Source organism: Nocardia carnea (assembly GCF_029869215.1).
In the GTDB taxonomy this organism is placed as follows: Bacteria; Actinomycetota; Actinomycetes; order Mycobacteriales; family Mycobacteriaceae; genus Nocardia; species Nocardia carnea_B.
The window spans coordinates 15,156-42,027 of record NZ_JARWPM010000121.1 but is presented as its reverse complement, the minus strand read 5'-3'; the positions used below and the strand labels follow the sequence as shown (position 1 = coordinate 42,027).

Below are 26,872 nucleotides of genomic sequence, written 5' to 3'. Positions count from 1 at the left end.
GGGCCGGGCAATGCGAGGGGTGCTTGGCGAAAATCTTGTCGTCGAGTACTTCCTGTACCGCGCGATGACAGACGGCGAGCCACGCACGCACACCACCGAGCAGTTCGATCGGAACCACCTCGCCGGCGCGCGGCGCGCCCGCCGCCCCCCCCCCCCCCCCCCCCCCCCCCCCCCCCCCCCCCCCCCCCCCCCGCCCCGCCCGGAGGGCTTCGCCCCCGGACCCCCCACGCGGATGGTTGCGTTGGGAGGGCGCCTGCGGTCCTGAGAGTGATCTGAAACACAGATTGTTGATGGCGGAGGCCCGTCCACCACCTGGCTCGAACCTCGGCACTTGTCGCGGGGGTAGCCATCGGCAACCCGCGCCTGTTGAACAGGAGACCGAACGGTGCGTTCAGGGCGAGCACTGTGAGGACGATGGGGTGACCAACGACATCGATGCGGCCGCGCAGGACGACGCGCCGACCTGCTCATACGGCATACAGCGGGCGCCGCTACGCGCCTTGTACGCCAGTCCTCCGACCATCAAGTGCTCGGCCGGCTCCAGCTGCCGGTTCGGACCCAGGGGCCACCAGTCCTGCAGCCCCACCAGCCCCGGTGGCACCAGTTCGAGGCCACCGAACAGGTCCAGGATCTGGGCTCGGGTACGGAACCAGCCCGTCCCCAGCGAATCGAGGAACGCCTGCTCCACGTCCCGCGCCAAACTGTGCAGCGCAGGGACCATGGGGCCGGGGTCGAGATAGTGGCTTACCGCGATATACGAGCCGGCGGGCAGCAGTTGAGCGTAGTGGGCCATGATGTTGCCCGGCCGCCGGTCGTCGCTGATGTGGTGCACCACGCCGCTGAGCAGCAAGCACAGCGGCCGGTCCAGGTCCAGGTAGACACGGGCCTCGCTTTTCTCCCAGATCTGCTCGGGGTCGGCGAGATCACCCGGCACGTAATGGACGCAGTCGTTGCGTTCCAGCAAGGCTCGCCCATGCGCAACGCACAGCGGGTCGCTGTCGACGTAGACGACGCGCACGGTGCTGTCCATTTCCTGCGCGAAGTCGTGGGTATTGCGGTAGTCGGGCAGGCCGGCACCGAGGTCGAGGAACTGGTCGATACCCGCGTTCTGCGCGGCGGACCGCACAACACGGCCTGCCCACGACCGGTTCATCCGGTGCAGGTTTCCCAGATGGGGTGTAACAGTGCTGATCTGCTCCCATGCCTTGCGATCGACAGGGTAGTTGTCCTTCCCGCCGAGGCTGTTCTGATAGACCCGGGCGAGGTTCGGCCGCTCGGTGTCGAGGCCGTTGGTTTCGGGGGCGCGTGCCGCCTGCACGGCTTCGGGTCATCTCGCTGTCCCCCTCGCGTAATGGGCGGCCATCTCCAGTCGGGCGCAGTCGTGCCCACGGTGCAGATGCATGACGTGGTAGGCGTGCGGCAGGCTGCGGATCGGGTCGCGGTACCGGCATTCGCCACAGTCGACGGCCCGTAGCGCCGCCGAGATTCGCTGTAGCACCGACAATCCCGCGTGGTACTGCGTCGGTTGTCGGAGCTCGGCCAGGGCGGCGGTCACTGCAGGTCCTCGATGTATTGAGAGGCGAGTCGAAACCTCGGGCAGTCGTGCTTCGCATGGTCGGCCATGAGGTGAATGGCATGCGCCCGCCCGCGTATGGGGTCGAGGACTTTGCAGGCCGGCGGGTAGTCAAGGCGGCGCAGGCCAGCGGCGACGCGCTCGAGGCGTGCCCAGTTCCGGGTATGCCACAGCCGTAACGCCGTGGCCATCGACTGGTTGTGCGCGGGTCTGGACGGAAGGGCGGGTAGCTCCTGGCGCATCGGGGTTACCTCGGGCTAGTGGGAGTTGTTGAGGCCAACTGGCTCCTGAACTGGCGGATCCAGTTGGACACCGGTCGACCAAGAACCACCATCCCGTAATCCGCCGTTATGAAGTGCGAAGGAATTTCGTACCTTCAGCACCGCAGGTGGGGTCTACTGAAACCGTGACAAAAATGACCGATGCTGCGGTGGCCACACGCGTAGCCCAAGCGAGGAAACTGGCTGGGCTCACCCAACGGCAACTGGCGGAGCGGGCCAATGTCTCGATCGGTTTGGTGCGCTCAGTCGAGCAGAAAAGAGCTCCTGCCACACAGGGCTTCATCGGTGCGGTAGCGAAAGCGCTCCGGGTCAGCGTGTCCGAGCTGACCGGGCAACCGTTCACACCCGCACCTGGCCCAGATACCGAAGTGCACGCTGCGGTCGCTGGTTTGCGGACAGAGTTGGCGGCGTTCGATCTCGACAACGCCGCCATCAGTGAGGTTCGGCCATTGCAGCAACTCGCCGGGGCGGTCGAAAGGATCTGCACCTACCGGCGCAATGCCTTATTCCACCGGCTGAGCGAGGAACTGCTGCCGCTACTCGGAGAAGTCCGCGCAGCCGCGCACCGCAGCAGCGGCCACGACCGGGACCGGGCGCTGGTGATGCTGTGCGAGCTGTACTACTCGTCGCATAGTCTCGCCCACAAGCTCGGCTACGCGGACCTTGCAGGTGTAGCCGTTGACCGGCTGGCGTGGGCTGCCACAGAAGCCGGGAACCCACTGTGGACTGCGACAGCGCAGTTCCAGCGCGCTGCCATGCTCACCTCGGGCGGCGACTGGGCGGCCGCCGCGAGTTTCCTGGAACGCTGCCGTACGAGCATCGAACCACGATTGTCCGCAGGGCAGCGGGAAGACTTGATCGCGTGGGGCGGCCTGCACTTGCAATCCGGGTTGGCCGCTTCCCGCGCCGGGAAACAGGACACCGCCGATGCGCACCTCGAGGAGGCACGGGAGACCGCGCAACGTCTCGGCGATGACCTGGACCCGGTGCTGTCGTTCGGGCCCACGAATGTGGGCATATGGTCGGTAGCTCTCGCCGTGGAAGCGATGGACGCGCCGGAAGCGCTGGCCCGAGCCCGGTCGCTCGTCATCCCGGCCGGTGCACCGAATGAGCGCGTCGGACATCACCATATGGACGTGGCACGCGCCTGGTTGCTGTACGGGGACCGCACACGGTCCTTGACGGCATTGCAGGAAGCACGGCGAGTCGCACCGGCGCAGACACGTTACAACCCGATGGTGCACGAGACGGTACGGGCGCTGGCGCGTGCGGAGGCCCGAAAAGTGGACACGGTGACAGGGTTCGCTGTGTGGTGCGGCATCACCGAACGCCTGTGACTCAGCCGGGCAGGCCCTTCGCCGCAGCGGGGGTCAGGAATTCGACCCGGAAGTCTTCGACGTAGTTGGGGCGCTCGGCGAGGAATCGGCGAGTGTGCGGCTGCCGTTCGTGCTCCTCGAACGCTTCACGATCCCGATACACCTCATAGAACACACGCGACAGCGGCGCGTCCGACACGGTGTGGGTGGCGTAGACGAGAGTTCCGGGTTCGAGCTCGCGGATTCCTTTCGCTGTCTCCTCCACCAGCTGATCGAACCCTGCGGCGGCATCGGCATCTTTCAGGTCGAACCTGACCACGAGCGCGAACATTGTGCCCTCCCATGCTTTGGATCCTCGGCGGGGCCAGTGTCGCACGCGCAGCAAGGTCCTTAGGTGGCGCTCGCCGATTCTCCACTGACGCTCACCGTTATTCCGATGCTCGGTACCGACAGCATCGGCGCCGTATCCAGAAACTCGGCCACCTTCCGATTCCCAGCCTTCAGACGCTCCCATCATCGAGCAAACTGGCCAGTTCGGTGCGCCATTCGTATGTGAGCACGAGACCTGTCCTACGTCGGAGTCTCAGTGCTGGCTACTGTCCGTGAGTGGTTGCCGAATTCAGCCATACAGAATCACGGGCGCCGCCGCTGCGCGCCGCCGCACTACGGCGCGCAGCGGTCTTGCTCGTACCTCGCCGCCCGGCGCGCCGGTGCGTCGGCCGCACGCTGCGGCGTCAGCCTCCGATCCGAGATTGCTGACTTTTCGATAACCGAGAAGTGTGGGCACGACGAGAGCCGTACCCGGTTCACCTCCCGCAGTCGCACACGAATCCGCCGGTACCCGCTCGTGGGGCCTGGCCGCCGTCACCACCACAGATCGCCCGATGCCGCCCACCACGGTCTGCGAACATATCGAGATGAACAACCACCCGGAACGCAGCTCCACCGAGGGCCGGCGACCGATCGTCAAGCACGTTGCGGATTGCCGTGACGTATACGACCTCATCGATCACAACATCCGGCCGCGACCGGGAATGTGGGCGCGGGCCGGCTCATTGCAGGACCTTCAGAGCATTTTCTACGGCTACTGGGTGGCTCTGCAAGTGCACTCAGTGGCCGAAGAATTCGATTTTCATTCGAGCGACGGACCGTTCGCGCGCTGGTTGAAATCCGAATACGGATGGTCGACGCCCTTCGGGTGGGCAGGCACCATCGAACACCACCTCAGTGATGGTGAGACAGCGTTGGATGCCTTTTTCCGCCTACTAGACGAGTTCCGATCCACCCGAGAGTCGCATCCGGCGGTATGAACCTCTGACGCTGCGCGACCTTCGGCCGCGTAGCCCCGTAGGTTGGTGGCCGCCTGCATTGCGTTCCCACGGCCCCTCCAGCGTCGAGGGCCGCCGGGGTGGGCGACGCTGATTGGCTGGCTATCGCCACCCTGACAGCGGAGCCTAATTAGGGTTCGCGGGGGAGTCAGCCCCTTGGCCCCCTACCTTGCTACCGCGGCTGGTGCAGGCCCAGGCCGTCGGAGATGGTGGGCCAGGAGGTGACCAGTTCGTCGGCCCAGTAGGGCCAGGAATGGGTGCCTTGGGGGCGGAAGTGGGCGGTGTAGTCGATATTCAGGGTGTCGAGGCGCTGGGCGAGGCGGCGGGTGCAGAAGTCGGTGGCGGCTTCCAGGGGGCCGCCCATGAGGACGCTCTGGGGGGTTTCGGGGTTGGTCAGGACGTCGTGGACGCCGGGGTGGCCGCTGCCGGCGGAGAGGTAGAGCTTTTTGCCGCGTAGAGCGGCGGCGTGCAGAGTTACGTCGTGGGCCAGCCACGCCGGGTCGTCGGGGGCGCCGAACATGTTCTCGGGGTTGCCTTTGAATGTGGAGACGACCATGCGGGCCTGGGCTTGGCCGAGGTCGGTGCCGGTGGAGAAGCAGCCGCTGTGCGCGCCGACGGCCGAATAGAGTTCGGGTTTGCGGATGGCCAGCATCATGGCGCCCTCGGCGCCCATGGAGGTGCCGACCACGGCGTTGCGGCCGTTGCCGGAGAACTCGGCGTCGATCAGCGGTGGTAGTTCCTCGGTGAGGAAGGTTTCCCATTTGTTGACGCCGAGGACCGGGTCGGGGCGTTGCCAGTCGGTGTAGAAACTGGCGGGGCCGCCGACGGTGAACACGACGTTCACGGGTTTGTCGGCGTAGAACTGGGCCGCGCCGCCGCGGTCGAGCCAGTTGTTGCTGTCGGGCTGGGTGCTGCGGCCGTCGAGCATGTAGACGGTGGGGCGGGGGGTGCTGCGGTCGGCCGGGAGCAGGACGAGGACCTGCACGGTGCGGTGCATGGCGGGGGAGTCGACGAAAACGCGCAGCAGGCGGTCGTGTACCGGCTGGACGCCGACGATGGCGGCATGCGGCGCCGGTACCGGCTCGGCTTTTTCGACCGGGCCGGGGTCTTCGGCGGAACCGGTGCCGGGTTGCGCGGGGGCGGTGTGTGCGTCATCGGGGGCCGCCTGTGCCGCGCCGGGAGCGACCGCGCCGCACAGGGCGACGGCGCCCGATACGACGGTGGCCAGGCCGACGCGATACTTCATGGCGACCATCCTGCCAGAGCCGACGGCCCGCGCCGGGCACCGGAACGCGTTCTTTTATATGCTCTGACCTGCGGTTTCTATGGGCTTGCCGGGGAACGGATCTCGGCCGGTGAAGATCGACTCGCGGGCCGGTCGGCCGAAGTTCGGGCTGGTCACGGGGCAGGTTCGCGGCGGCTGTGGCATCGGCCACCCGGACGCGGCGGGCGCGGTGAACTCGCGGAGTAATCTCGCTTCGGGAGCCGGACCGGATGGAGAGAGGACTCGTGGCGGGCGCGCGGATGGTGGGGCTTTTCGCCGGGGTCGGCGGCTTGGAGCTCGGGTTGGCGGCCCACGGCTGGGACAGCGCGCTGCTGTGCGAGATCGACCCCGGAGCGCGGGCCGTGCTGGCGGCGCGGTTCCCCGGGGCCGAACTGCACACCGATATCACCCGGTTGCGGGCGCTGCCGCCGGATACCGAGCTGGTCGCCGCGGGGTTCCCTTGCCAAGACCTCTCGCAAGCGGGCCGCACCGCCGGTATCACCGGAACCAAATCCAGCTTGGTCGACCATGTGTTTCGGCTGGTGCGCCGCAAACGCGGGCCGCGATGGCTGCTGATCGAGAATGTGCCGTTCATGCTGCAACTCGGTCGCGGTGCCGCCATGCGGCATATCACCGATGCCCTCGACGAACTGGGCTATACGTGGGCCTACCGGGTGGTGGACGCACGGGCGTTCGGCCTGCCGCAGCGGCGCAACCGGGTGCTGATGCTGGCCTCGCGGACCGAGGATCCGCGCACTGTCCTGTTCGCCGACGACGCCGGCCCGCGGCTGCTCGGGAGCATCGATAGCGACCCGTGCGGTTTCTACTGGACCGAGGGCGTGCGCGGGCTGGGCTGGGTGGTGAACGCGGTACCCACCCTCAAAGGTGGCTCCGGGCTGGGGATTCCGAGTGCGCCGGCGGTGCGGTTGCCGTCCGGGGAGATCGTCACCCCGGGGATCACCGACGGGGAGCGGTTACAGGGATTCGACCCCGGCTGGACCGAACCGGCGCTGGCGGTACCGGGATTCCGGCCGGGGCAGCGGTGGCGGCTGGTGGGTAACGCGGTGAGCGTGCGGATGGCGTCGTGGGTGGGGTCGCGGTTGCGGGCGCCGGGGGAACCGATCCCCGGGCATATTCCGCTGCCACCGGGCAGCCCGTGGCCGGGGGCCGCATGGGGCCATTCCGGGCAGGTGTTCGAGGTGCCGCTCTCGCCGTGGCCGGTGCACGAGCCGTACGAGGACCTGCGGCATTTCCTCACCGACACCAGGCTGCTCTCGGCGCGGGCGACGGCCGGTTTCCTGCGGCGTACGGGGATGGGGACGCTGCGTTTCCCGGCCGGTTTCCTCGACGATGTGCAGGCACATCTGCATCGGATGGGCGGCTCGGCGGCATGACCGGAGAGCCCGCCCGCAGCAGCCACCGGCCGGCCACCGATCCGGTGACCAGCGCGCGGATGTCGCGGCAGCGCCGGGCGCACACCGAGCCCGAAATGGCATTGCGACGGGAACTGCACCGGCGCGGGATCCGCTACTTCGTCGACCGGGCGCCCATCCGCGGCCAGCGGCGGCGGGCGGATCTGGTGTTCCCGCGCCGCCGGGTCGCGGTGTATGTCGACGGGTGTTTCTGGCATCGCTGCCCGGAACATGCGACCGACCCGAAGAACAACGCGGCCTGGTGGGCCGACAAACTGGCCGGCAATGTCGCCCGGGATCGGGCCACCGACGCCGCGCTGGCAGCCGCCGGCTGGGAGGTCGTCCGTATCTGGGAGCACGAGGACCCGGTGTGCGCGGCCGACCGCGTACAGGAAGCTCTGAAACGCTGACGTGTGCGCTGGATCGCCGGGCCGGTAAACATCGGGAGTATCCGCAGGTGACATCCACCGCAGCCGGTGCGTCCGCCCAGGAACGCTGGACGAAAAACTCCGAACTCATGGCCTGGATGGTGGCCGTGTTCCGGAACTCCGGGGCGGGGGGTGATTGCTCATCGGATCGCGTTCGCTCGGGCGCGATCGGGTCGCGGCATGACCGCAGTACCGGCGAGAACGAGTCGGCGGTTGCCGAATCGCTTTGTGCGACCGATACTTTGCTCGATCAGTTGGTTCCGATGCCGCAGGCTGCACCGTCCGCCAGTCGAGGGGGAAGATGATCGAACTCCGAGCAGGTGTCGTGTTCGCCGGGTATACGATCGAACATCGTATCGGCGCGGGCGGCTGGGGAGTCGTGTACGCGGCTCGCGATCCGCGGCTGCCGCGGTCGGTCGCGCTGAAACTGCTCGATCCCGATCGGGCCGGCGACGAGGCGCGGCGGCGATTCGAACGCGAGGCCGAGCTCACCGCGGGTCTCGAGCATCCCGATATCGTCACTATCTACGACCGCGGTATCGAGGGCGGGGTCCCGTGGATCGCCATGCAGTACGTACCCGGCACGGATGCCTCGGCGCTGCGGGATATCGAGCCCGCGCGTGCCCTGAAAATCGGCGCCCGGGTTGCCGCTGCGCTGGATTACGCACATAGCGCGGGAGTGCTGCACCGGGACGTCAAGCCGTCGAATATTTTGATCGCTCCCGCCGAGCTGGGCCGGCCGGAGCAGGTTCTGCTCGGCGATTTCGGTATCGCCCGGCTCCGCGACGCGGCGAGTCGATTGACCCGCACCGGCTCGGTCACCGGTACCGCGGCCTATGTGTCACCCGAGCAGGTCTCCGGTGGAGAAGTCGATCATCGATCCGATCAGTATTCGCTGGCGTGCAGTTTGTTCGTTCTGCTGACCGGACGGCCGCCGTTCACTGTCACCGACTCGCTGGCGCTGTTGCACGCCCATGTGTACACACCGCCGGTGCTGCCGGGAGACGTGCTGCCGGAGTTGGCCGCCTTGGACGAGGTATTCGCCAAAGCCCTCGCCAAACAGCCTGCCGACCGTTACAGGTCTTGCTCCGAGTTCACGGATGCGGCGTTGGCGACCCTTGCCTCCGTCGCGATTACGCGGACATCGGAGCAAACCGAGTTACGGACCCGCCGACCGGCCGGTGATCCGGAATCTCCGCCCCGCACGAGGTACCGCAAAAGGGCTCTACTCACCGGTGCGGTGGCGTTGCTGCCGGCACTGGCCATCGCAGGCTGGCTGATCGTCGGTTCCGAACCGGCCGGGGGCGATCCGGCCACAGAGGCCGCGTCCGCGCCGGCGGATTCCGCCCTCGGCTGGGACGAACGCCACCGGCCCGCCGCCGAAGCATTCCCCGGACTCATCGGCGCCAAGAACACCGGCAACGGCTGGAGAGGCGCGTTCTGCACCGAAAACGACCCGGGAAATCTGGAGAACGCTGCCTATCGCGACAATGCCCGGATTTCCTGCAGGGTGACGATGAACGACGCGACCGACCCGCTGGTCTTCGATATCCTCGATCGTTCGGGTTCCGCGAACGCCCACCTGCCTACGGGCGAACTGGTCGACGCGCTGTTCGAGGGCTGCGAGCCCTCGGTGATAGATATCGAGCATCCTTCCGGGACGAGATTGCCGGTCGCCACCTGTGAGGGCGTGACCTACAACAATGAAATCGACACCTCCGACCACCGGATCTACGTATGGACTTTCTTCCCGCACGAAGAGCGCAGCCGCTACATCATGGTCGCGCGGTGGTCCGGCCATACAGTGCAGGAACTGATCGACCATTGGTGGAAACAGGCGCCGCTGGGTGGATGAGGTCCGGGGCCCGCGGGTGGTTGCGAACCGGCGATGATGGGTGAGGGCGGACCGGTGCCCACCCTCACCCATGGGAAACCGTCCGGTGGCTACCTGATTTCGACGGCCACGATATCGGCGGGGGTGTTCCGAACGAGGGTCTGCCACTTCTCGACGGCGATCACGTCACCATTACGGTCGTAAAGGAACAGCCTGTTTTTCCCTGCCTCGACTTTGTCGACCCAGCCGCTGAAGGGCGTTTTTCCGCCATTCGCATAGCAGTTCACCTGACTGCCGAAGTCGTTGTGCGACCAAATCTTCGAGAAATCTTCATCCGGGTTGCACTGGACTTCGTTGATCGCGAATGAGTTACCGGCCGGCCCGAATACGGTGAATATGCCCACCGCGGCAACCGCCGGGGCCGCGATGCGTACGGTCTTCATGACCTTTGTAAACATGAGTTCTCCCTACCAGAACGATGCGCTGCCACAATTCCTAGAGGCACCGCTGCTTTCCGTCGTGCCCGGCCATCGCGAAACCATCGCCGGCGAACTCGATCATCGATTTCGAGCTCGAACTTTGCGGGCACGGTAGTGGTTTCCGGCGAAAGTCGTTGTTCGTTAACGACACCGGTAAAACGCGGTGGCGCCGGGCCGGATCAGTAAGTCTCGAAGCCCTTCCACAACGGTCGCCGACCGGCTTCGGACCTACTCGTCTAGGGTCGTGGGGTGGCCAGGGATTTCATCGAAGTGCTCACCGCGCGGATGGGGGAGGTCGCCACGGCGACCACCGAATTGCTCACTACTGTCGACGCACTGGACGATTCGGCGCTCGCTGCTCCGTCCGCGCTACCGGGTTGGACCAGAGGGCATGTGCTGACCCATCTGTCGCGTAATGCCGACAGTTTGGTCAACCTGCTGCTCTGGGCGCATACCGGAGTGGAGACACCGCAGTACGCGAGTGCGGCGTTACGCGATGCCGATATCGAGCTCGGGGCGCCGCGCCCGCTCGCCGAACAGCGCGCCGACCTCGTGGAAACAGCCGATCGGTTCGTCGGAATGGCGCGGGTGCTCACGGCCGAGCAGTGGCAGACCGAGGTCCGTACCCGCCAGGGCCGACCGCTGCCGGCGCATCGGATTCCCTGGAACCGGTTGCAGGAAGTGCTGATCCATCATGTGGATCTGGATGCCGGGTACACGCCCGCGCGGTGGCCGGCGGACTTCGTGGCGGAGCTGCTCGCCGACGTGGCGGCCGATCTGGGCGGTCGTGCCGGAACGCAGCCCTTCGAAATCCGCGCTACGGATAGTGGTTTCGGTGCGGTCGTCGGCAGCGGCACTCCGAGCCGGTCGGTGGCGGCGCCCGCCGCGTCGCTGCTGGCCTGGTTGCTCGGCCGCGGAGCCGACGAGAACCTGCCCGTCGAGCTGCCGGAGTTGCCCGCCTGGCGCTGAGCCGGTGCCGGGCAGGCCCGCCTCGGCCTCCGTCGGCGTAGTTCCCGTCGGCTCCGGGCCTGCCGGGCAAAACAGAACCGGGGGGGGGGCGGGGGGGGGGGGGGGGGGGGGGGGGGTGTGGGTGGGGAGGGGTGGGAGGGGTGGGGGGCGCCGCGGGGGCGGGGGCCCGGCGGCCAAAACCCCCCGGGCGGGCCCCGGGGGGGGGGCCCCCCCGGTTCTCGTTTCGACTGGAACCAGTGTTCGCCTGGATCAGACCCCGGCGGGTTCCGGGGCTTCGGCCCGCTTGGACCGCTCCTGCAGTTCGCGCAGTTTGGTGCCCTCGACGTCGATATCCGGCAGGATCCGGTCCAGCCAGGCCGGCATCCACCAGGCCCATTTGCCCAGCAGTGCCAGCAGTGACGGGATCAGCACCATCCGCACCAGGAAGGCGTCGAAGAACACGCCCGCCGCCAGGGCGAAGCCCATGGATTTGGAGGTGATATCGGGCGAGAGCATGAAACCGCCGAAGACCGAGATCATGATGACCGCCGCCGCGGCCACCACGCGGGCGCCGTGATGGTAGCCGTCGACCATCGCCTGTTTCGGTTCCTTGCCGTGTACGTACTCCTCACGCATCCGGGTCACCAGGAACACCTGGTAGTCCATGGCCAGGCCGAACACCAGGCCGATCAGCATGATGGGCAGGAAGCTGATGATCGGATGGGTGTCGTCGACCAGCCCGAACGCGCCCTCCTGGAAGATCAGCACCGTGACGCCGAAGGTCGCGGCCATCGAGAGCAGGAAGCCGAGGGCGGCGGTCAGCGGGACCAGGATGGACCGGAACACCAGCAGCAGCAGGATGAACGCCGCCACCGCGACGATGGCCATGTACGGGATGATGCTGTCGAGCAGCACCCTGTTGACGTCGGCGTAGATGGCCGTCTGCCCGGTGATGCCGTATTCCATGCCGTACTGGTCTTTCAGCGCGGCTTCGGCATTGCGGGCCTGTTCCACCAGGTCCTGTGTTTCGGCACTGTTGGGTCCGGAGTCGGGAACCACCTGGAACAGGGCGGCCTGGCCGTCCTGGCTCGGCTGCGCGACGCTCAGATAATCCACGCCCTCGTAGCCCGCCAGCTGGTCGCGCAGGGTGGTCAGCGCGGCATCGCGCTGGTCGGCCGGGGTTTCGGAGAGATCGACGGCGACCACGAGCACACCGTTCTTACCTTCACCGAAGCCCGCGGTCTGCAGTTCGTAGGCTTTGCGGATCGAGGAATCCTCCGGCATGCTGTCGCCGCCGGGCAGGCCGAGGTTCAGCTGGGTGGCCGGTGCGGCGAGCGCACCCAGGACGATGGCGCTGAGCACCAGGGTGAGTACCGGCACCCGGGCGATGAGCCGGGCGAAACGCATCCCGTTGGTGACCGAGTTGTCGTCCTCGGGATCGTGCTGGGCGATCAGCGGCAGTTTCGGTTTGAACAGGGATTTGCCGAGTGCACCGAGCAGCGCGGGCATGAGGGTGGTGGCCGCGAGTACGGCGAACCCGGCCGCGATGGCGCCGCCGATACCCATCATGGTGAGGAAGCCGACGCCGACCACGGACAGGCCCAGCAGCGCGACCACGACGGTCAGGCCCGCGAACACGACGGCCGAACCGGCGGTGCCCACCGCGACACCCGCGGCTTCCTCGGGCGAATCCTGGACGACGAGTTCGTGCTTGTACCGGGAGACGATGAACAGGGCGTAGTCGATGGACAATGCCAGCCCGATCATCGACGCCAGGATCGGCGTGAATGTCGGGACCTCGGTCAGTGAGGTACCGGTCAGGATGAGGGCGCCCGCGCACGCGACGCCGACGATGCCGGTGATGATCGGGACGAACGCGGCCACGATGGCGCCGAAGGCGATGATCATGACGACCAGTGCGACCCCGATGCCGATCATCTCGGCCTGGCCGGATTCGGGCTGGGACTGCGCGATGGCGCCGCTCAGCTCGACGGTGAGCCCGGAGTTACGACCCTCCTGGGCGATGGCCTCAGCGGCCTGCCGGTGCTCCTCGGTGACATCGGAGAAGCTCGGCATCGTGAACTTCACATCGATCACGGCCACCGTTTGCGGCCGGTCTTCGCTGAGCACATTCAGCGGAGCGCCGCCGCACAGCGCCTTGAAATCGGGGGAGCCGCTACCGTCGAGGCAGTTCGGTTCCGGGGTGGGCGGAGCCTGGCCGGGTTCCAGCGTGGCCGCCGCCTCGGCCTGCTCTTTCGCGGCTTCCTGGCTGGCCGGCATCATCGCGGTCGCGGTGACCGGGTTGACGACCGGTTCGCTGTGGTCGACGATATCGAGCTCGTTCAGCCGCTGGACCAGCGCGTCGAGCGCGGTCATATTGGGCTCGTCGGCCAGCGTGCCGTTATTCGCGGCGATGACGTATTGACCGGTGATGGCGTCGAGACTGAACATCGAGGCCATCTGCGGCATATGTTCTTCGAGGATGGCCGTGGCCCGCTCCGACGGTAGCCCCGGCATTTCGAAGCTGTCCTGGAACGGTTTGGCCAGCGTGGCCGCGGCCCCGCCGAGTAACACCAGTATCAGTGCCCATACGGGCAGCACTATCCACTTCCGGCGGAAAGCGAACTTTCCCCATCTGTACAGGAATACGGACACGAGGGATTTCTCCTAGGCGAGGCCGAAACGGTTTGGTCGTATGTGCTGTGACGAACTGACGGCCGACGTCGCTTTCGCGGACCGGATCGCGCGGGGGAGGCTTGCCTCGGTCGCGTAATCGTGTGGACCCGCCTACACGGTGGACGCCAACGTATCTACCGTACGGTAGGTAGACTACCGGGAGGTTAAACGGAGGAACAAGCTCGACTTCCGGTGGCCGCAGTGGGCGCGACGCCGGGAGAACGAGAGGATCTGGTATGGCGAATCGGAGAACCGGTCATCACGTTACCGCAGGTCGGGACACCAAGCAGGCCATCCTGGACGCCGCGGTGCAGCTGTTCGTGAGCAAGGGATTCGAGCAGACGAGCCTGCGCGAGATCGCGGATGCGGTGGGAATCACAAAGCCATCGCTCTACTATCACTACGCTTCCAAGCTCGACCTGCTGGTCGCCATCATCAATCCGCTGCTGGACGATATGCGGGCACTGGCCGACGAGGTCGAAACCTTGCCGCCACCGGACGCGGAGGGCCGCCGCACGGTGTTGCGCACCTATATCCGGGCCATGATCCGGCACCGGGTCGCGGGGGAGATGATGGTTCGCAACGCGGTGGCCATTGTCAATGCGGTGGCCGACCAGTACCCGGTAATGGTCGACGCCAACAAAGTCCTGCGCGACTGGCTGGCCGGTCCCGACCCCACCCCGGTACAACTGCTGCGGGCCAGCGCGGCGATGGAGATACTGACCGTCGCCCTCATATCGAACGAGGTGGCACCCGACGCGGGGGATGATGTGGTGGAGTCGACGCTGTTGGAGGCGGCGATCGCCGCGCTGCAACCGGGCGTGGAATAGCGGCGGAAAGGTCGGGTTGGTCGTGCACATCACCGCGAAGGTCGATCATGCCGTGCGCACACTGCTGGAGATCACGGCCGCCGATCAGGCCGCTGCCGTGAAGGCGGAGGCGATCGCGGCCGCCCAGCAGATCGCGCCGAAAGTGCTCGAAAGCGTTCTGGCCGATCTGCGCCGCGCCGCCCTGGTGACGAGCCGGCGCGGACCCGACGGCGGCTACCGGCTGGCCCGGCCCGCGGCCGAGATCTCGATCGCCGACGTCATCCGCGCAATCGAGGGCCCGCTCGCCTCGGTGCGCGGAATGCGCCCGGAGGACGTCCGCTACCCGGGCGCGGCCGAGCCGTTGCAGCAGGTGTGGATCGCGTTGCGGGTGAATATTCGCGCGGTTCTGGAAAATGTCACACTGGCCGATATCGCCGCGGGCGGTCTGCCGGAATTCGTGCAAACCCTCACCGCGGACCCGGGCGCCTGGGCGCGCCGCGAACCCCGCGACGCCCCACCGGACGCACCGGAAATTATCGGGCGATCGGCGGATCCGGACGGTAGCGTTCGGTCATCATGCTGATCCGACTGCTCCGAAGTTTCCTGGTCCCGTACCGGAAACAGCTGGCCGGGATCGTGGTGCTGCAGCTGATCTCGGTGATCGCCATGCTCTACCTGCCCAGCCTGAACGCCGACCTCATCGACGAGGGCATCACCAAGGGCGATATCGGCTACATCTGGACCGCCGGACTGCGGATGCTGGCGGTATCGGGGGTCCAGATCGTCGCGTCCGCCTCCTCGGTGCTGCTCGCCGCGCAGGCCGCGATGGGCGCGGGCCGGGATCTGCGGGCGGCGCTGCTGCACCGGGTGAACACCTTCTCGGCGCGTGAGGTCGGAATGTTCGGCGCCCCCTCGCTGATCACCCGCAACACCAACGATGTGCAGCAGGTGCAGCTGCTCGTCGTGATGGCCTCGACCGTGGCGGTGATGGCGCCGATCATGTGCGTCGGCGGCATCATCATGGCGCTGCGGGAAGACCTGGGCCTGTCCTGGCTGCTGCTGATCGCCGTACCGGCCCTGGCGCTGAGCATGGGGGTGATCATCGCCCGGATGGTGCCCGCGTTCCGGCTCATGCAGACCCGTCTCGACGAGGTCAACCGGGTGCTCCGCGAGCAGATCACCGGTATCCGGGTGGTGCGCGCGTTCGTCCGGGAACGCCTCGAGACCTGGCGCTTCGAGGTGGCCAATACCGAGCTCACCGATATCTCGGTGCGGGTCGGACGGTTGATGGCGCTGATGTTCCCGGCGGTCATGCTGATCAGCAACGTGACCTCGGTCGCGGTGATCTGGTTCGGCGGAAAGGCGATCGACGCCGGGGAGATGCAGATCGGCTCGCTGACGGCGCTGCTGTCCTACATCATGCAGATTCTGATGGCGGTCATGATGGCGTCGTTCCTGGCGATGATGGCCCCCCGGGCCGCGGTTTCGGCGGATCGGATCGCCGAGGTGCTCGACACCGAATCATCGGTACGGTCCCCCGCGCAGCCGCGACCGTTGCGCGGCGACCCGGCCCAGGTGCAGTTGCGCGCCGCCGGGTTCAGTTTCCCGGGCGCCGAGAAACCGGTGCTCCGGCATATCGACTTCCGGGTGGAACCGGGGCAGACCACGGCGATCGTCGGTTCCACGGGCGCCGGTAAGACCACCCTGCTGAACCTGGTCCCGCGGCTCATGGACGCCACCGAAGGTGCCGTGCTGATCGGCGGGACCGATGTGCGCGACCTCGACCTGGCGGAACTGCGCTCCCGGATCTCGCTGGTCCCGCAGAAGGCGTACCTGTTCTCCGGCACCGTCGCGAGCAATCTGCGCTACGGCGATCCCGAGGCGAGTGACGAGGAATTGTGGCGTTGCCTGGAGATCGCGCAGGCCGCCGATTTCGTCCGCGCCATGCCGCAGGGGCTCGAGACGCCGGTTGCCCAGGGTGGCACCACCGTCTCGGGCGGGCAGCGGCAGCGGCTGGCCATCGCGCGGGCGCTGGTGCGCAAGCCCCGGGTGTATCTGTTCGACGATTCGTTCTCCGCGCTGGATGTCGCCACCGACGCCCGGCTGCGGGCGGCCCTGCGGCCGGAGACCGCCGACGCCGCGGTACTCATCGTGGCGCAGCGCATCGCCACCATCCGCGACGCCGACCAGATCGTGGTACTCGAGGACGGCGATATGGTCGGCCTGGGCACCCATGAACAACTGGTCCGCGATTGCGCGGAATACCGGGAAATCGTGGAATCCCAGCTGAGTGTGGAGGAAGCCCGTTGAGACCGGGGATGGCGGGTGCGCCCGACGCGAAACCGAGGTCGTTCACACCGTCGCTGAAGCGGCTGGTGGGGCGGCTCGCGCCGGAACGGCTGCTGGTGGTGCTGATCATCGCGCTGGGCGTCGTATCGGTGGTGCTCAATATCGCCGGCCCGTACCTGCTGGGTAAGGCCACCAACCTGATCTTCGACGGGGTGGTGGGCCGGCAGCTGCCCGCGGGGGTGAGCAAGGACGAGGCCATCGCCGGGCTGCGGGCGCAGGGGCAGGACACCTTCGCCGACATGCTGTCGGGGATGGATGTGGTCCCCGGTGCCGGGATCGATTTCGATGCGGTGGGCCGGGTGCTGATCGTGGTCCTCGTGCTGTACCTGGGTGCCGCCGTGTTCGGCTGGTTGCAGGCGTATCTGCTCAACGACCTGATCAACCGGACCATCAAACGGCTGCGCGCCGATGTGGAGGACAAGATCCACCGGCTGCCACTGAGCTATTTCGATACCGCCCCGCGCGGTGATGTGCTCAGCCGGGTCACCAACGACGTCGACAATATTTCGCAGAGCCTGCAGCAGACCATGAGCCAGCTGTTGATCTCGCTGCTCACGGTGCTGGGCATCCTCGGGATGATGTTCTGGATCTCCTGGCTGCTGGCGCTGATCGCCTTGCTCACGGTGCCCGCGGTGATTTTCGTGACCGCGCAGATCGCCAAACGGTCCAAACCGCATTTCGTGAATCAGTGGAAGTACACCGGCCTGGTGAACGCGCAGGTCGAGGAGGCCTACACGGGCCATGAGGTGGTGACCGCGTTCGGCCGTAGCAAGCAGGTGGGCGCCGAATTCGACGAGCGCAACGAGCACCTGTACCAGTCCAGTTTCAAGGCGCAGTTCATCTCCGGCCTCATCATGCCGGCCTCGATGTTCCTGGGGAACCTGAACTACGTGCTGGTCGCGTTGATCGGTGGGCTGCGGGTGGCTTCGGGACAGTTGTCGCTGGGCGAGGTGCAGGCGTTCATCCAGTACTCGCGCCAGTTCAGCCAGCCGCTCACCCAGATCGGTGCCATGGCGAACCTGCTGCAGTCGGGCGTCGCCTCGGCGGAGCGAATCTTCGACATCCTCGACGCCGACGAGCAGAGCCCCGACCCGGCGAAGGAGATCGCCGTCCCGCCCGAGCGCGGGCTGGTGGAATTCACCGATGTCTGCTTCGGATACCACCCGGAGCAGCCGGTGATCGAGCAGCTGTCGCTGGTCGCCGAACCCGGGCATGTGGTGGCGATCGTCGGGCCCACGGGCGCGGGGAAGACGACCCTGGTCAATCTGCTGCTGCGGTTCTACGAACTCGATTCCGGCGTGATCAGCATCGACGGGGTCGATATCACCGCGCTGAGCCGCGATCAGTTGCGCTCCCGGATCGGCATGGTGTTGCAGGACACCTGGCTGTTCAAGGGCACCATCCGGGAGAACATCGCCTACGGCGACCCGGACGCGACCGACGACGAGCTGCTCGCCGCCGCGCGCGCCGCCTACGTGGACCGTTTCGTGCACTCCCTGCCCGCCGGGTACGACACCGTGATCGACGAAGAGGGCACGGGGGTCAGCGCCGGCGAGAAACAGCTGATCACCATCGCCCGCGCGTTCCTCGCCAAACCCACGATCCTGGTGCTCGACGAGGCCACGAGTTCGGTGGACACCCGCACCGAGCTGCTGGTGCAGCAGGCCACCGCCGAACTGCGCCGCGACCGGACCAGTTTTGTCATCGCGCACCGCCTCTCCACCATCCGCGACGCCGACCTGATCGTGGTGATGGAGGACGGCCGGATCGTCGAACAGGGCACCCACGAGGAACTGCTGGCGCGGCAGGCGGCGTACTACCGCCTCTACAGCGCGCAGTTCGCAGCGGCCGCGGTCGAGGCCTGAGCGGGTCAGGCCCCATGGGCACTGCCTGAGGGATTACCTGCGAGGATGGCGGGCGTGTCCGACAGCCCCGGTTTCTCGTTCAGCATCGGTACCCGCCTCGACGGCCGGCACGGCCGGACGGGGGTGATCCGGACCCCGCACGGTTCCGTCGCCACCCCGGCCTTCATCCCGGTGGGTACCAAGGCGACGGTGAAGGCTGTGCTGCCCGAGACGATGGGGGAGCTGGGCGCGCAGGCCCTGCTCGCCAACGCCTACCACCTGTATCTACAGCCCGGCCCGGATATCGTCGACGAGGCAGGTGGGCTGGCGGCGTTCATGAATTGGCCCGGGCCCACGTTCACCGACAGCGGCGGCTTCCAGGTGATGTCGCTGGGGGTCGGATTCAAGAAGGTGCTGGCGATGGAAACCGTCGGCGTCCAGAACGACGATGTGATCGCCAAGGGTAAGGAGCGCCTCGCCACCGTCGACGACGACGGGGTGACCTTCCGGTCGCATCTGAACGGGTCGACACACCGGTTCACCCCCGAGGTGTCCATGGGGATCCAGCATCAGCTGGGCGCCGACATCATGTTCGCCTTCGACGAACTCACCACCCTGATGAACACCCGCGGCTACCAGGAGAAATCGGTGCAGCGCACGCACGAGTGGGCGCAGCGCTGTATCGACGAGCACGAACGGCTCACCGCGGCCCGCGCGCATCGGCCGTATCAGGCGCTGTTCGCGGTGGTACAGGGCGCGCAGTACGAGGACCTGCGGCGCAAGGCGTCCCGGGAGCTCGCCGAGATCCGCGGTGCCGCAGGAACCGAATTCGACGGCTACGGGATCGGCGGCGCGCTGGAGAAACACAATCTGGGCACCATCGTCGGCTGGTGCTGCGACGAACTGCCCGCGGACAAACCGCGCCATATGCTGGGGATCAGCGAACCGGAGGATATGTTCGCCGCCATCGAGGCCGGCGCGGACACCTTCGACTGCGTGAACCCTTCCCGGGTGGGGCGCAACGGCGGGATCTACGTGGACGCCGGCCGGTTCAATATCGATACGCTGCGGTTCAAACGGGATTTCACCCCGATCGATGACACCTGCGACTGCTACACCTGCGGCCACTACACCCGTGCCTACATCCACCACCTGTTCAAGGCGAAGGAGATGCTGGCGTACACGCTGTGCACGATCCACAACGAGCGCTACACGGTCCGGCTGGTCGACCGGATCCGGGCCAGTATCGACGGCGGGTACTTCGACGAGTTCCGTGCCGAGACGCTGGGCCGCTGGAAGGGGCGGATCACCGCACCCTGAGAGGTATGTCCGTTGTCCCCGAAGGGTGACCCGGGGACAACGGACCGGGTCAGGAACGAAGTGGTGTGGTTTCGCGGGGGGTGTAGGTCGGTTCGTGTTTCTTGAGCAGGGCGATCACCTGGTAAGTCACCGGGAGCATGATCACCTCGACCAGGGTTTTCCACAGGAACCCGACGATCACGTAGTTGACGAACTGACTCCAGCTGTCGATACCGATCGCGGTCGCGGCGATGGAACAGAAGATCAGGGTATCGGCCAGTTCACCCACCACGGTCGAACCGATCAGCCGCGCCCACAGATACTTCTCGCGGGTCCGCTCCTTGATCAGCACCAGGGTCGCGGAATTGAGCAGCTGGCCCACCACATAACCGGCCAGCCCGGCCGCCACCAGCTGCGGGGTGGTGCCGATAACGCTGCGGAACGCCTCCTGGTTCTCGTAGAACACCGCCGGTGGCAACTGGATCGCCACGGCGAAACAGCCCACCATCAGCAGCAGTGCGGCGAAGCCGTAGAACACGGCGTGGCGGGTCGCGCGGAAACCGTAGACTTCGCTGAGCACGTCACCGAGGACATAGGCCAGGGGGAACAAGAAGAACGCGGCATCGGTGGATACGGGCAGGATCTCCAGCGGGCCCAGGGTGAGCGAGCTGCCGGCGAAGAATTGCACCCCTTTGGTCGCGCAGATATTGGAGATGAGCAGTGTCGCCGTGAACAACACGACGATCGGTGTGTAATACCCCCGCGCCACCTGGGCGAATGCCGCGTGACCGGACGCGGGGTGTCCAGACTTGCCGGGTAACGGGGGTTTGTTCGAATCTTCCACCCGGCTATCCAACCAAACTCTCGAATAGGGTGTAACCATGACGAACCCCGGCAACTCCGATGAATGGTGGAAGCAGTACGGGGGGTCGGGCGTCTCGTCGGATCCCGCGAACGCGCAGCCGTCCGCGGGCGAACCGTCCAGTTACCCGTCGTACCCCTCGGCCCCGGCGCCCACGCCGCCGCCCGCGACTCCGTCGTATTCCGTACCGCCCACCGCGAATCCGGTGACGCCGCCGCCGAACCCCTACCCGGCGGCGCCGTCCTATCCCGCGAATCCGTACCCGGCCACGCCCCAGGGCGCCGGGTACCCGGCGGGCTATCAGCCGTACGGCTATCCGGCCAACCGGGGTACGAACGGGCTCGCGATCGCCTCGCTCATCAGCTCGCTGGCGGGTTGCGGCTGCGGTATCGGCGCCATCGCCGGAATCATCATGGGCGTGATCGCGCTCAATCAGATCAAGGAAACCGGCCAGGAGGGGCGCGGTCTGGCGCTGGCCGGGATCTGGGTGGGCGTCGGGATGATCGTCCTGCTGGTGCTGTACGTCGTGATCATGATCGCTACGTCGGCGTAACCTCCGGGCCTGACGCGCTCAGGCTGTGCCGATCGTGCCTGAGCGCGGGCCCTGCGTGGTTACGCTGCGCTGCCGCCTCCGGGCCTGACGCGCTCAGGCTGTGTCCGATGTGCCTGAGCGCGGGCCCTGCGTGGTGATGCGGCGCTGCCGCCTCCGGGCCTGACGCGCTCAGGCTTCGATGACCTGGGTGCCGCCGGCCAGCTTGTCGTGCCAGCCCTGTTTGTTCGGGTCTTTGTCGAGGGTGGCGGCCATATAGATCATCAGGGCGAGCCCGGCGAGCCAGCCCAGGCACGGGATGATCGAGACGGCAAGGTAGACATTGCGTTTCAGGGAGGCGAGCAACGGCACCGTCGGCGCCCCGTTCGGTGCCACCACCTTGAGCCCGAGGATCTTCTTGCCGAGCGTCGCGCCGGTCCGGCTCTCCATCAGCACGAAGTACAGCAGGACGGCGGCGAAGACGATCGCGTAACTGACCGAGATCCCGCCGAAGCCCTCCATATTCGGTACGAGAACGAAATTGAGCAGGATCGACAGCGGCAGCGCGACGATCAGGTTGTCGATCAGCCGCGCCGCGAAACGTGGCCACAGCTTGCCCGGGACTCCGAATGCGGGCTGGAACTGCCCGTACTGGTGCCCGCCGTACTGCCGCTGGGGATGAACCGTCTGCTCGTAGGTGGGCGGCGCCGGTTTCGGGGCCGGGGGCTGCTGCCCATACGGCGGGGGCTGCTGCCCGTACGGCGGGGACTGCGCGGGTGGCCCCGGCGGCGGTGCGTACGGCCCGGGAGCCCCGTACTGCGGTGGCTGCCCGTAGGGCTGCCCGGCCTGGGGGTGGTTGCTGGGGTCGTACCCGCCACTGGTCATTTCGCCTGCCTGAACTCGAAAATCGTAAAGAGCCGGTCGCAGGCCAGATTACGGATTACCGGCCGCGCACACCAAGCTGTCGGGGTCGAGCACCCACGGGTCCCGTGGCAGCCGGCCGGGATCGAAACCGGTGAGCAGTTCCGCCGCACTACCGCCCGACAATCCGAGTGAGGTAGCCAACATCGCGACCACTCCCCGCACGGAGTCGCCGCGCTCCAGCCGGTCGGCGAGGGTGACCGCGCCGTCGCGTTTGGCCAGGCGCTGCCCTGCCGTGTTGCGGACCAGCGGGACGTGGGCGTACTCGGGCACCGGCAAGCCGAGCAGGGTGGCGAGGTAGGCCTGCCGCGGGGTGGAGGGCAGCAGATCATCGCCGCGGACCACTTGGTCCACGCCGTGTTCCGCATCATCGATCACAACGGTCAGGTTGTACGCCGGGATCCCGTCGCCGCGGCGCAGGACGAGATCGTCGACCGGGCCGCGGTAGGTGCCGTGGAGCCGATCGGTGATCTCGAAATCCGGCCGTTCGGCCCGCAGACGGAGCGCGGCGGGGCGTCCGGCGGCGCGGCGTCCGGCGCGTTCGGCCGGGGTGAGGTCGCGGCAGGTGCCCGGATAAGCCCCTTGGGGGCCGTGCGGGGCGGCGGCGGCCTGCTGGATCTCGCGCCTGGTGCAGAAGCATTCGTAGGTCAGGCCCGCGGCGGTGAGCCGGTCGACGGCCGCGTCGTATCGGGAGAGCCGATCCGATTGGTGCAGTACCGGGCCGTCCCAGTCGAGGCCGAGAGCGGCCAGATCGCTGATCTGGCGTGCTTCGGCACCGGGGCGGACGCGGTCCAGATCGTCGATGCGCAGGACAAAACGCCGGCCCGTGCTGCGGGCGAACAGCCAGGCCAGCAGCGCGGTGCGCAGATTGCCGAGGTGCAGATCGCCCGAGGGGCTGGGGGCGTACCGGCCGGCGTCGGCCGGGGAGTCGGTAGGCATCGTTGTCATGGTAGGTCGCGGACGAGCCGGGGGAAGAGCCTGGACTCGTCGATGAGAGGCGCCGGCGCGGAGCCACGAGGTGGCGGGCCGGCTGGTTGCGGGGCCGTCGCATCCAACTCGGCAAGCAGGCCTTCGGCGTGGGCGATCAGGCCGGGACCGTCGAGGTTGTAGGGGAGGGCGCCCGCGGGGTGGCCCGCTGCGGCGGGGTCGAAGGCACGGAGCCGGCCGATCGCGCGGTGCAGCAGCGTGCGTGCGCCCGTGGGATTGCCGCGCTGGATATGGGTGAGGCCGACGGCATATTGCGCGAGTCCCTGCCACAGCATGCGTTCGGCCGCCGGGCCGTTCTTCCAGACGGATTCCAGTACCTCGTGCGCGTGGAAGGCCAGACCCTGGTCCAGCAGGCGCTGGGCGTAGGCGAGTGCCTGGTCCGGCGGGAGGTCCAGCTCGTCGGGTATGCGCGGGATTCCGGGCGAACCCGGTGGTAGCGGGCGTCCCAGCCGGTCCCGGGGGCGGGCGTTGGCGGCGCGTCCCTGATCGTCGCGATCGCGTTCGGGCATACGGCCATCATCGCGCTGTGGGCCTGCGGAACCGGTGCGGGGCCCTTCCGCATCGGCTCCGAAGCCCTCCGGAGACTGCGTTAGAGGGATTGACATAGGATGAATGGGCGATCACATAATAATCACATTGGTCCATTCCGATCCATTACGGACATTTTCGAGCAAAGTCTTCCTTATAAGTCCGCAATTGCACAGCAATGCGGCATCTTAGCGGGATTGGCAAGAGCATTGGTCCAGTTGGCAAGAGATCGGCAAATCCCGGCTGAACCTGCTAGTCTTCCCGATGCGAGGCCGCTCACAAGGGGTTTGAGCCATCGCGTCAGATGTGTTCGCGGACAGTGCGAGTCCGATCCTGGCAAACCGGATATTTGCTCGCTATCTGCGCGTGCATCTCTGTATTCGGTGTTCTCCACCGGATACCAGCTAGTTCAGGAACTATGCAGGAATCGAATTATCGACGCAGCGAAGGAGTGCAGTGCCGTGAAGGTGGATATGACGGGTGCTGTGTGGCGGAAGAGTTCATACAGTGGCCCGGACGGGAACTGCGTGGAGGTGGCATTTCTCGGAGACGGCAACATAGCGGTCCGCGATACCAAGGACCGCGGTAACGGACCGGTACTGGCTTTCGCGCCCGGCGAATGGGCCGAGTTCCTGTCCGGAGTGTCGGCAGGAGATTTCCGCGGCGCCTGAGGTTGTTCCTATATCAGGCAGTACGGCCCCGGGCCCAGCGGCCCGGGGTCTTTGCCTGTCGCCGGTCCCGCGACGTTAGGGTCGGCCGGTGATCTCGCTGGCAGCCCCGGACGCCACCATGTACTGGCTGTCCCGGCGCACCCGCAACGACCAGTTCCTTCTCTACTGTTTCGCCGAATCCACCCACACGGATACCGAACTGTGTGCCGGCCTCCTGTCCCGTTGTGCCGCGATTCCCGGGTTGCGGGTGCGGTTACGCGACGATCCCACCGGCCTCGCCTATCCGAGGTGGATCCACGCCGATCCCGAGCACGCGCAGGTCCTGTTGCACCGGCTCGCCACACCGTCTTGGCCGGAACTCCTCACCGCTCTCGGTGAGCTGGTCGGCACCGGCGTCGACGCGACGGAATATCCCTGGCTGCTGCATATTTTCCGCGGTATCCGGGACAGTCCGGCGCCCGACCCGCAGGTGACCGTGGTCGTCGTGCAGATATCGCATGCGCTGGCCGACGGCCGTGGGGCCGCCGACATCGCCCGCGCTCTGTTCACCGGACCCGCGCGAGCGGGTACCGGCGCCGTCGGTGGCCGGCCCGCCGGTCCCGGGGCCGAACCCATGCCTCGTGCCGGTGACCACGCGCAGACACCACCCATCCGTCGGTCCGAGCGGGAGCGTGAGCCAGTGCAGTCCGCCGGCGGAGCGCGGCCGGTGGGTGAATGTCTCTCCTTCGGTGCGCGTGTTGCTTCCCTCCGGGCCGCCGCGGCGCTGCCGCTCGGAGTGGTGCGCACCGTCCGGCGCGGTACCGCCGCCGCGCAGGCCCGCAACGAACTCGCGGCGCTCACCGAAGCCGGCCTGGTACCGCCACCCGGCGACGGGTATCCGCCGGGGCCGCTCAACGGTCCCGCCGATCTCGTGGGGCATGCGGTGCGGATGCTGGTATGCCCGGCGGACGATTTCCGGATCCCCGGACTGAGCGTCACAGTGGTCGGGCTGACGGTCGTTTCGATCGCGCTCGAGCGCTACCTGCGGGAGCGCGGCGAGGAGGCCGGGCGGCTGGGCGCGCAGGTGCCTATGGCGTTGCCGCCGCGCCCCGGCGTCCGGAACAACTACCGCAGCCTCGGGGTGGACCTGGCGGCCGGCGAGCCCGAGCCGCGCAGCCGGGCGGTCCGGATCGCGGCGGAGCTGGCGGCGCGCCGGGAGCGGGCGCGGAATCCGCTGCTGGACGCACAGGATGCCGTCACCGCGGTGGTCCCGCCGCTGTTCCTGCGGCGCGACGTCCGCGACTATCCGATCGACAGCGTGCCCGGGCGGATCACCGGGCATACCGTGGTCTCCAGCGTGAACCGTGGTCCGGCGGATCTGGTGTTCGGCGGTGCACCCGTGCGGTTCACCGGTGGATTTCCCGCGCTCGGCTCGGTGATGCATCTCACGCACGGAATCCATGGCCTGGGGTCGACCGTCACGGTGTCGATCCATGCCGATCCCGGTGTCGTAGCGGTCGACAGCTATGCCGGTCTGGTGGCGGACGCGTTGCGTGAGCTGCCCGGCCTGCTCGCTTGAGGCTGCGTGCGGTGCGGCCCGCTGCCTACACGAGAGGCGAGGGAAAGTGTGGCGGCCGGCGCGACCGGGTGACCTGGGGCGGAATCGGCCGGGGGCCGCACATCGGTGAGTTCGCCGGCCCGGTGAGGTTCGCGCGCCGGATCGCGGGCTCGGACACGGCGTCGTCGCACCGCTGCTGCCCGTGGGCCGGGTGCACCGGCGCTCGGGTCGCTCAGCTCGGGTCGATGCCGATTTCTTCGCGGGTGGCGATGATGAGTTCACGTTCGGCGACCCGGACCTCGCCGAGCAGTTGCGTTTTGTGGTCGCGGGCCGCGCGGATCTCCTCCGGCGGGGCGTCCTGCAACTTCTTGCGTTGCAGGGTGAGGGCCGAGAGCAGCACGTCGGAGAGGGTGTCGGCGAGACGGCGCCACTGCTTGTAGTGCGGGTCCGAGCCGACCAGGCGCAGGACGTTGGCCCGATCGGAGCCGGCCTCCAGATCGTGGATCAGATCGCCGATGAGTTCGTCGGTCCAGTCCTCGTCGCGGCGCAGCGCCTGGCAGATACGGCTGGACATGCCCAGCGAATCGGCCACGGCCGCGACGACGGCGTCCCGGCGCCAATGCTCACCGGCCTGCACCAACGCCACGGCATGGGCGGATTCCACCTGGTGGTGGGCCGCGTCGAGGGAGAGCCGGGTAGTGTCTGCCTGCCGCTGGGCGCTGTCGTTCTGCTGCTGGGCCGCGACGGAGAGGGTGCGCTGAGCCCGCTCGTCGGCGGCGGCGATCGCATCCCGGTTCGTCCGATTGTTGACCAGTACGGCGATCACGGCCGCACCACCGAGCGCGAGCGAACCGAGCAGCGGCAGCCACGACTGCCACCAGGCCGGGGAACTCTGAACGATCTCGATCACCTGGGGATCCACGGCGCCCATCATGGCACCGTCGGCCCGGCCGGGCGCGACGGCCGTCACAATTGGGTGCTCAGCAAGGCTGGAGAT

At 67.4% G+C, this 26,872-nt stretch carries 25 protein-coding genes and 1 pseudogene; 15 read left to right on the top strand and 11 right to left on the bottom strand.

Annotation, left to right across the window (positions count from 1 at the left end; all coding sequences use genetic code 11):
- Positions 1 to 391 precede the first annotated feature (391 nt).
- Together QH276_RS07950 and QH276_RS07945 are read right to left on the bottom strand one after the other, a co-directional pair.
- The gene (locus tag QH276_RS07950) at positions 392 to 1,318 is read right to left on the bottom strand and encodes an SAM-dependent methyltransferase (protein WP_280402639.1); all 927 of its coding nucleotides are present in this window, start codon (positions 1,316 to 1,318) and stop codon (positions 392 to 394) included.
- A gap of 9 nt (positions 1,319 to 1,327) precedes the next feature.
- Entirely contained in the window at positions 1,328 to 1,555 is a 228-nt protein-coding gene (locus tag QH276_RS07945; protein WP_280402638.1) for a hypothetical protein, read from the bottom strand.
- Positions 1,556 to 1,988: 433 nt separating this feature from the next.
- Between QH276_RS07945 and QH276_RS35505 the strand changes: the two are divergent.
- Both QH276_RS35505 and QH276_RS07940 read left to right on the top strand, forming a co-directional pair.
- A pseudogene (locus tag QH276_RS35505) lies at positions 1,989 to 2,168 on the top strand (helix-turn-helix domain-containing protein); the annotation flags it as partial.
- A 75-nt stretch (positions 2,169 to 2,243) separates the two neighbouring features.
- Positions 2,244 to 3,191, top strand: a complete 948-nt coding sequence (locus QH276_RS07940) for a hypothetical protein (protein WP_280402637.1) — start codon at positions 2,244 to 2,246, stop codon at positions 3,189 to 3,191.
- Position 3,192: 1 nt separating this feature from the next.
- Here QH276_RS07940 and QH276_RS07935 read toward each other — a convergent pair whose 3' ends face one another.
- Positions 3,193 to 3,501 carry a putative quinol monooxygenase gene (locus tag QH276_RS07935; RefSeq protein ID WP_280402636.1) on the bottom strand — a complete coding sequence of 103 codons (309 nt, stop codon included), beginning with the start codon at positions 3,499 to 3,501 and terminating at the stop codon, positions 3,193 to 3,195.
- 553 nt (positions 3,502 to 4,054) lie between these two features.
- Here QH276_RS07935 and QH276_RS07930 point away from each other — a divergent pair.
- Positions 4,055 to 4,480, top strand: coding sequence for a hypothetical protein (locus QH276_RS07930; RefSeq protein WP_280402635.1), 426 nt, complete (start codon positions 4,055 to 4,057; stop codon positions 4,478 to 4,480).
- A 190-nt stretch (positions 4,481 to 4,670) separates the two neighbouring features.
- On the opposite strand, the gene QH276_RS07925 is transcribed toward QH276_RS07930, so the two are convergent.
- Entirely contained in the window at positions 4,671 to 5,744 is a 1,074-nt protein-coding gene (locus tag QH276_RS07925) for an alpha/beta hydrolase (protein WP_280402634.1), read from the bottom strand.
- 278 nt (positions 5,745 to 6,022) lie between these two features.
- Here QH276_RS07925 and QH276_RS07920 point away from each other — a divergent pair, with 278 nt between their 5' ends.
- The 3 genes from QH276_RS07920 to QH276_RS07910 all read left to right on the top strand — a co-directional run bounded on the left by QH276_RS07920 (position 6,023) and on the right by QH276_RS07910 (position 9,457).
- On the top strand, positions 6,023 to 7,156 hold the full coding sequence (locus QH276_RS07920) for a DNA cytosine methyltransferase (RefSeq protein ID WP_280402644.1): 1,134 nt from the start codon (positions 6,023 to 6,025) through the stop codon (positions 7,154 to 7,156).
- Positions 7,153 to 7,584 carry a very short patch repair endonuclease gene (locus QH276_RS07915; protein ID WP_280402633.1) on the top strand — a complete coding sequence of 144 codons (432 nt, stop codon included), beginning with the start codon at positions 7,153 to 7,155 and terminating at the stop codon, positions 7,582 to 7,584. The genes QH276_RS07920 and QH276_RS07915 overlap by 4 nt, the downstream gene beginning before the upstream one ends.
- Positions 7,585 to 7,903: 319 nt before the next feature.
- Positions 7,904 to 9,457 carry a serine/threonine-protein kinase gene (locus QH276_RS07910; RefSeq protein WP_280402632.1) on the top strand — a complete coding sequence of 518 codons (1,554 nt, stop codon included), beginning with the start codon at positions 7,904 to 7,906 and terminating at the stop codon, positions 9,455 to 9,457.
- A gap of 89 nt (positions 9,458 to 9,546) precedes the next feature.
- On the opposite strand, the gene QH276_RS07905 is transcribed toward QH276_RS07910, so the two are convergent.
- Complete coding sequence (locus QH276_RS07905) at positions 9,547 to 9,894, bottom strand: beta/gamma crystallin domain-containing protein (RefSeq protein ID WP_280402631.1); 348 nt, start codon at positions 9,892 to 9,894, stop codon at positions 9,547 to 9,549.
- Between the two features lie 270 nt (positions 9,895 to 10,164).
- Here QH276_RS07905 and QH276_RS07900 point away from each other — a divergent pair, with 270 nt between their 5' ends.
- A complete protein-coding gene (locus tag QH276_RS07900; RefSeq protein WP_280402630.1) occupies positions 10,165 to 10,884 on the top strand; it encodes a maleylpyruvate isomerase family mycothiol-dependent enzyme in 720 nt (239 codons plus the stop codon).
- Between the two features lie 249 nt (positions 10,885 to 11,133).
- Here QH276_RS07900 and QH276_RS07895 read toward each other — a convergent pair whose 3' ends face one another.
- On the bottom strand, positions 11,134 to 13,518 hold the full coding sequence (locus QH276_RS07895) for an MMPL family transporter (protein ID WP_280400518.1): 2,385 nt from the start codon (positions 13,516 to 13,518) through the stop codon (positions 11,134 to 11,136).
- Between the two features lie 257 nt (positions 13,519 to 13,775).
- On the opposite strand from QH276_RS07895, the gene QH276_RS07890 reads away from it, so the two are divergent.
- The 5 genes from QH276_RS07890 to tgt are packed head-to-tail and all read left to right on the top strand — an operon-like array spanning position 13,776 to position 19,861.
- Positions 13,776 to 14,369 carry a TetR/AcrR family transcriptional regulator gene (locus tag QH276_RS07890; RefSeq protein ID WP_280400517.1) on the top strand — a complete coding sequence of 198 codons (594 nt, stop codon included), beginning with the start codon at positions 13,776 to 13,778 and terminating at the stop codon, positions 14,367 to 14,369.
- Between the two features lie 22 nt (positions 14,370 to 14,391).
- Positions 14,392 to 14,931 (top strand): RrF2 family transcriptional regulator, encoded by a 540-nt coding sequence (locus QH276_RS07885; RefSeq protein ID WP_280400516.1) that lies wholly within the window; start codon positions 14,392 to 14,394, stop codon positions 14,929 to 14,931.
- A complete protein-coding gene (locus QH276_RS07880; protein ID WP_280400515.1) occupies positions 14,925 to 16,658 on the top strand; it encodes an ABC transporter ATP-binding protein in 1,734 nt (577 codons plus the stop codon). Before QH276_RS07885 ends, QH276_RS07880 begins: the two co-directional genes overlap by 7 nt.
- Positions 16,659 to 16,666: 8 nt before the next feature.
- Entirely contained in the window at positions 16,667 to 18,562 is a 1,896-nt protein-coding gene (locus tag QH276_RS07875; RefSeq protein WP_280400520.1) for an ABC transporter ATP-binding protein, read from the top strand.
- Positions 18,563 to 18,607: 45 nt separating this feature from the next.
- Positions 18,608 to 19,861 carry a tRNA guanosine(34) transglycosylase Tgt gene (tgt, locus tag QH276_RS07870; RefSeq protein WP_280400514.1) on the top strand — a complete coding sequence of 418 codons (1,254 nt, stop codon included), beginning with the start codon at positions 18,608 to 18,610 and terminating at the stop codon, positions 19,859 to 19,861.
- A gap of 49 nt (positions 19,862 to 19,910) precedes the next feature.
- On the opposite strand, the gene QH276_RS07865 is transcribed toward tgt, so the two are convergent.
- Entirely contained in the window at positions 19,911 to 20,684 is a 774-nt protein-coding gene (locus QH276_RS07865) for a queuosine precursor transporter (protein WP_280400513.1), read from the bottom strand.
- A 37-nt stretch (positions 20,685 to 20,721) separates the two neighbouring features.
- On the opposite strand from QH276_RS07865, the gene QH276_RS07860 reads away from it, so the two are divergent.
- Positions 20,722 to 21,255 carry a DUF4190 domain-containing protein gene (locus QH276_RS07860; protein WP_280400512.1) on the top strand — a complete coding sequence of 178 codons (534 nt, stop codon included), beginning with the start codon at positions 20,722 to 20,724 and terminating at the stop codon, positions 21,253 to 21,255.
- A 168-nt stretch (positions 21,256 to 21,423) separates the two neighbouring features.
- On the opposite strand, the gene QH276_RS07855 is transcribed toward QH276_RS07860, so the two are convergent.
- From QH276_RS07855 to QH276_RS07845, 3 genes are read right to left on the bottom strand one after another with little or no spacing between them, the layout of a single operon-like run.
- Positions 21,424 to 22,116, bottom strand: coding sequence for an RDD family protein (locus QH276_RS07855; protein WP_280400511.1), 693 nt, complete (start codon positions 22,114 to 22,116; stop codon positions 21,424 to 21,426).
- Positions 22,117 to 22,164: 48 nt separating this feature from the next.
- A complete protein-coding gene (gene gluQRS / locus QH276_RS07850; RefSeq protein WP_280406679.1) occupies positions 22,165 to 23,100 on the bottom strand; it encodes a tRNA glutamyl-Q(34) synthetase GluQRS in 936 nt (311 codons plus the stop codon).
- Positions 23,097 to 23,648: a DUF309 domain-containing protein gene (locus QH276_RS07845; RefSeq protein WP_280399461.1), complete on the bottom strand. Its 552-nt coding sequence runs from the start codon at positions 23,646 to 23,648 to the stop codon at positions 23,097 to 23,099. Before QH276_RS07845 ends, gluQRS begins: the two co-directional genes overlap by 4 nt.
- A gap of 99 nt (positions 23,649 to 23,747) precedes the next feature.
- Between QH276_RS07845 and QH276_RS35350 the strand changes: the two genes are divergently transcribed.
- Complete coding sequence (locus QH276_RS35350; protein ID WP_348536637.1) at positions 23,748 to 24,338, top strand: DUF397 domain-containing protein; 591 nt, start codon at positions 23,748 to 23,750, stop codon at positions 24,336 to 24,338.
- A gap of 88 nt (positions 24,339 to 24,426) precedes the next feature.
- Positions 24,427 to 25,896 (top strand): hypothetical protein, encoded by a 1,470-nt coding sequence (locus QH276_RS07835; RefSeq protein WP_280399459.1) that lies wholly within the window; start codon positions 24,427 to 24,429, stop codon positions 25,894 to 25,896.
- 211 nt (positions 25,897 to 26,107) lie between these two features.
- Here QH276_RS07835 and QH276_RS07830 read toward each other — a convergent pair whose 3' ends face one another.
- Positions 26,108 to 26,845, bottom strand: a complete 738-nt coding sequence (locus tag QH276_RS07830) for a hypothetical protein (RefSeq protein ID WP_280399458.1) — start codon at positions 26,843 to 26,845, stop codon at positions 26,108 to 26,110.
- Positions 26,846 to 26,872: the final 27 nt, after the last annotated feature.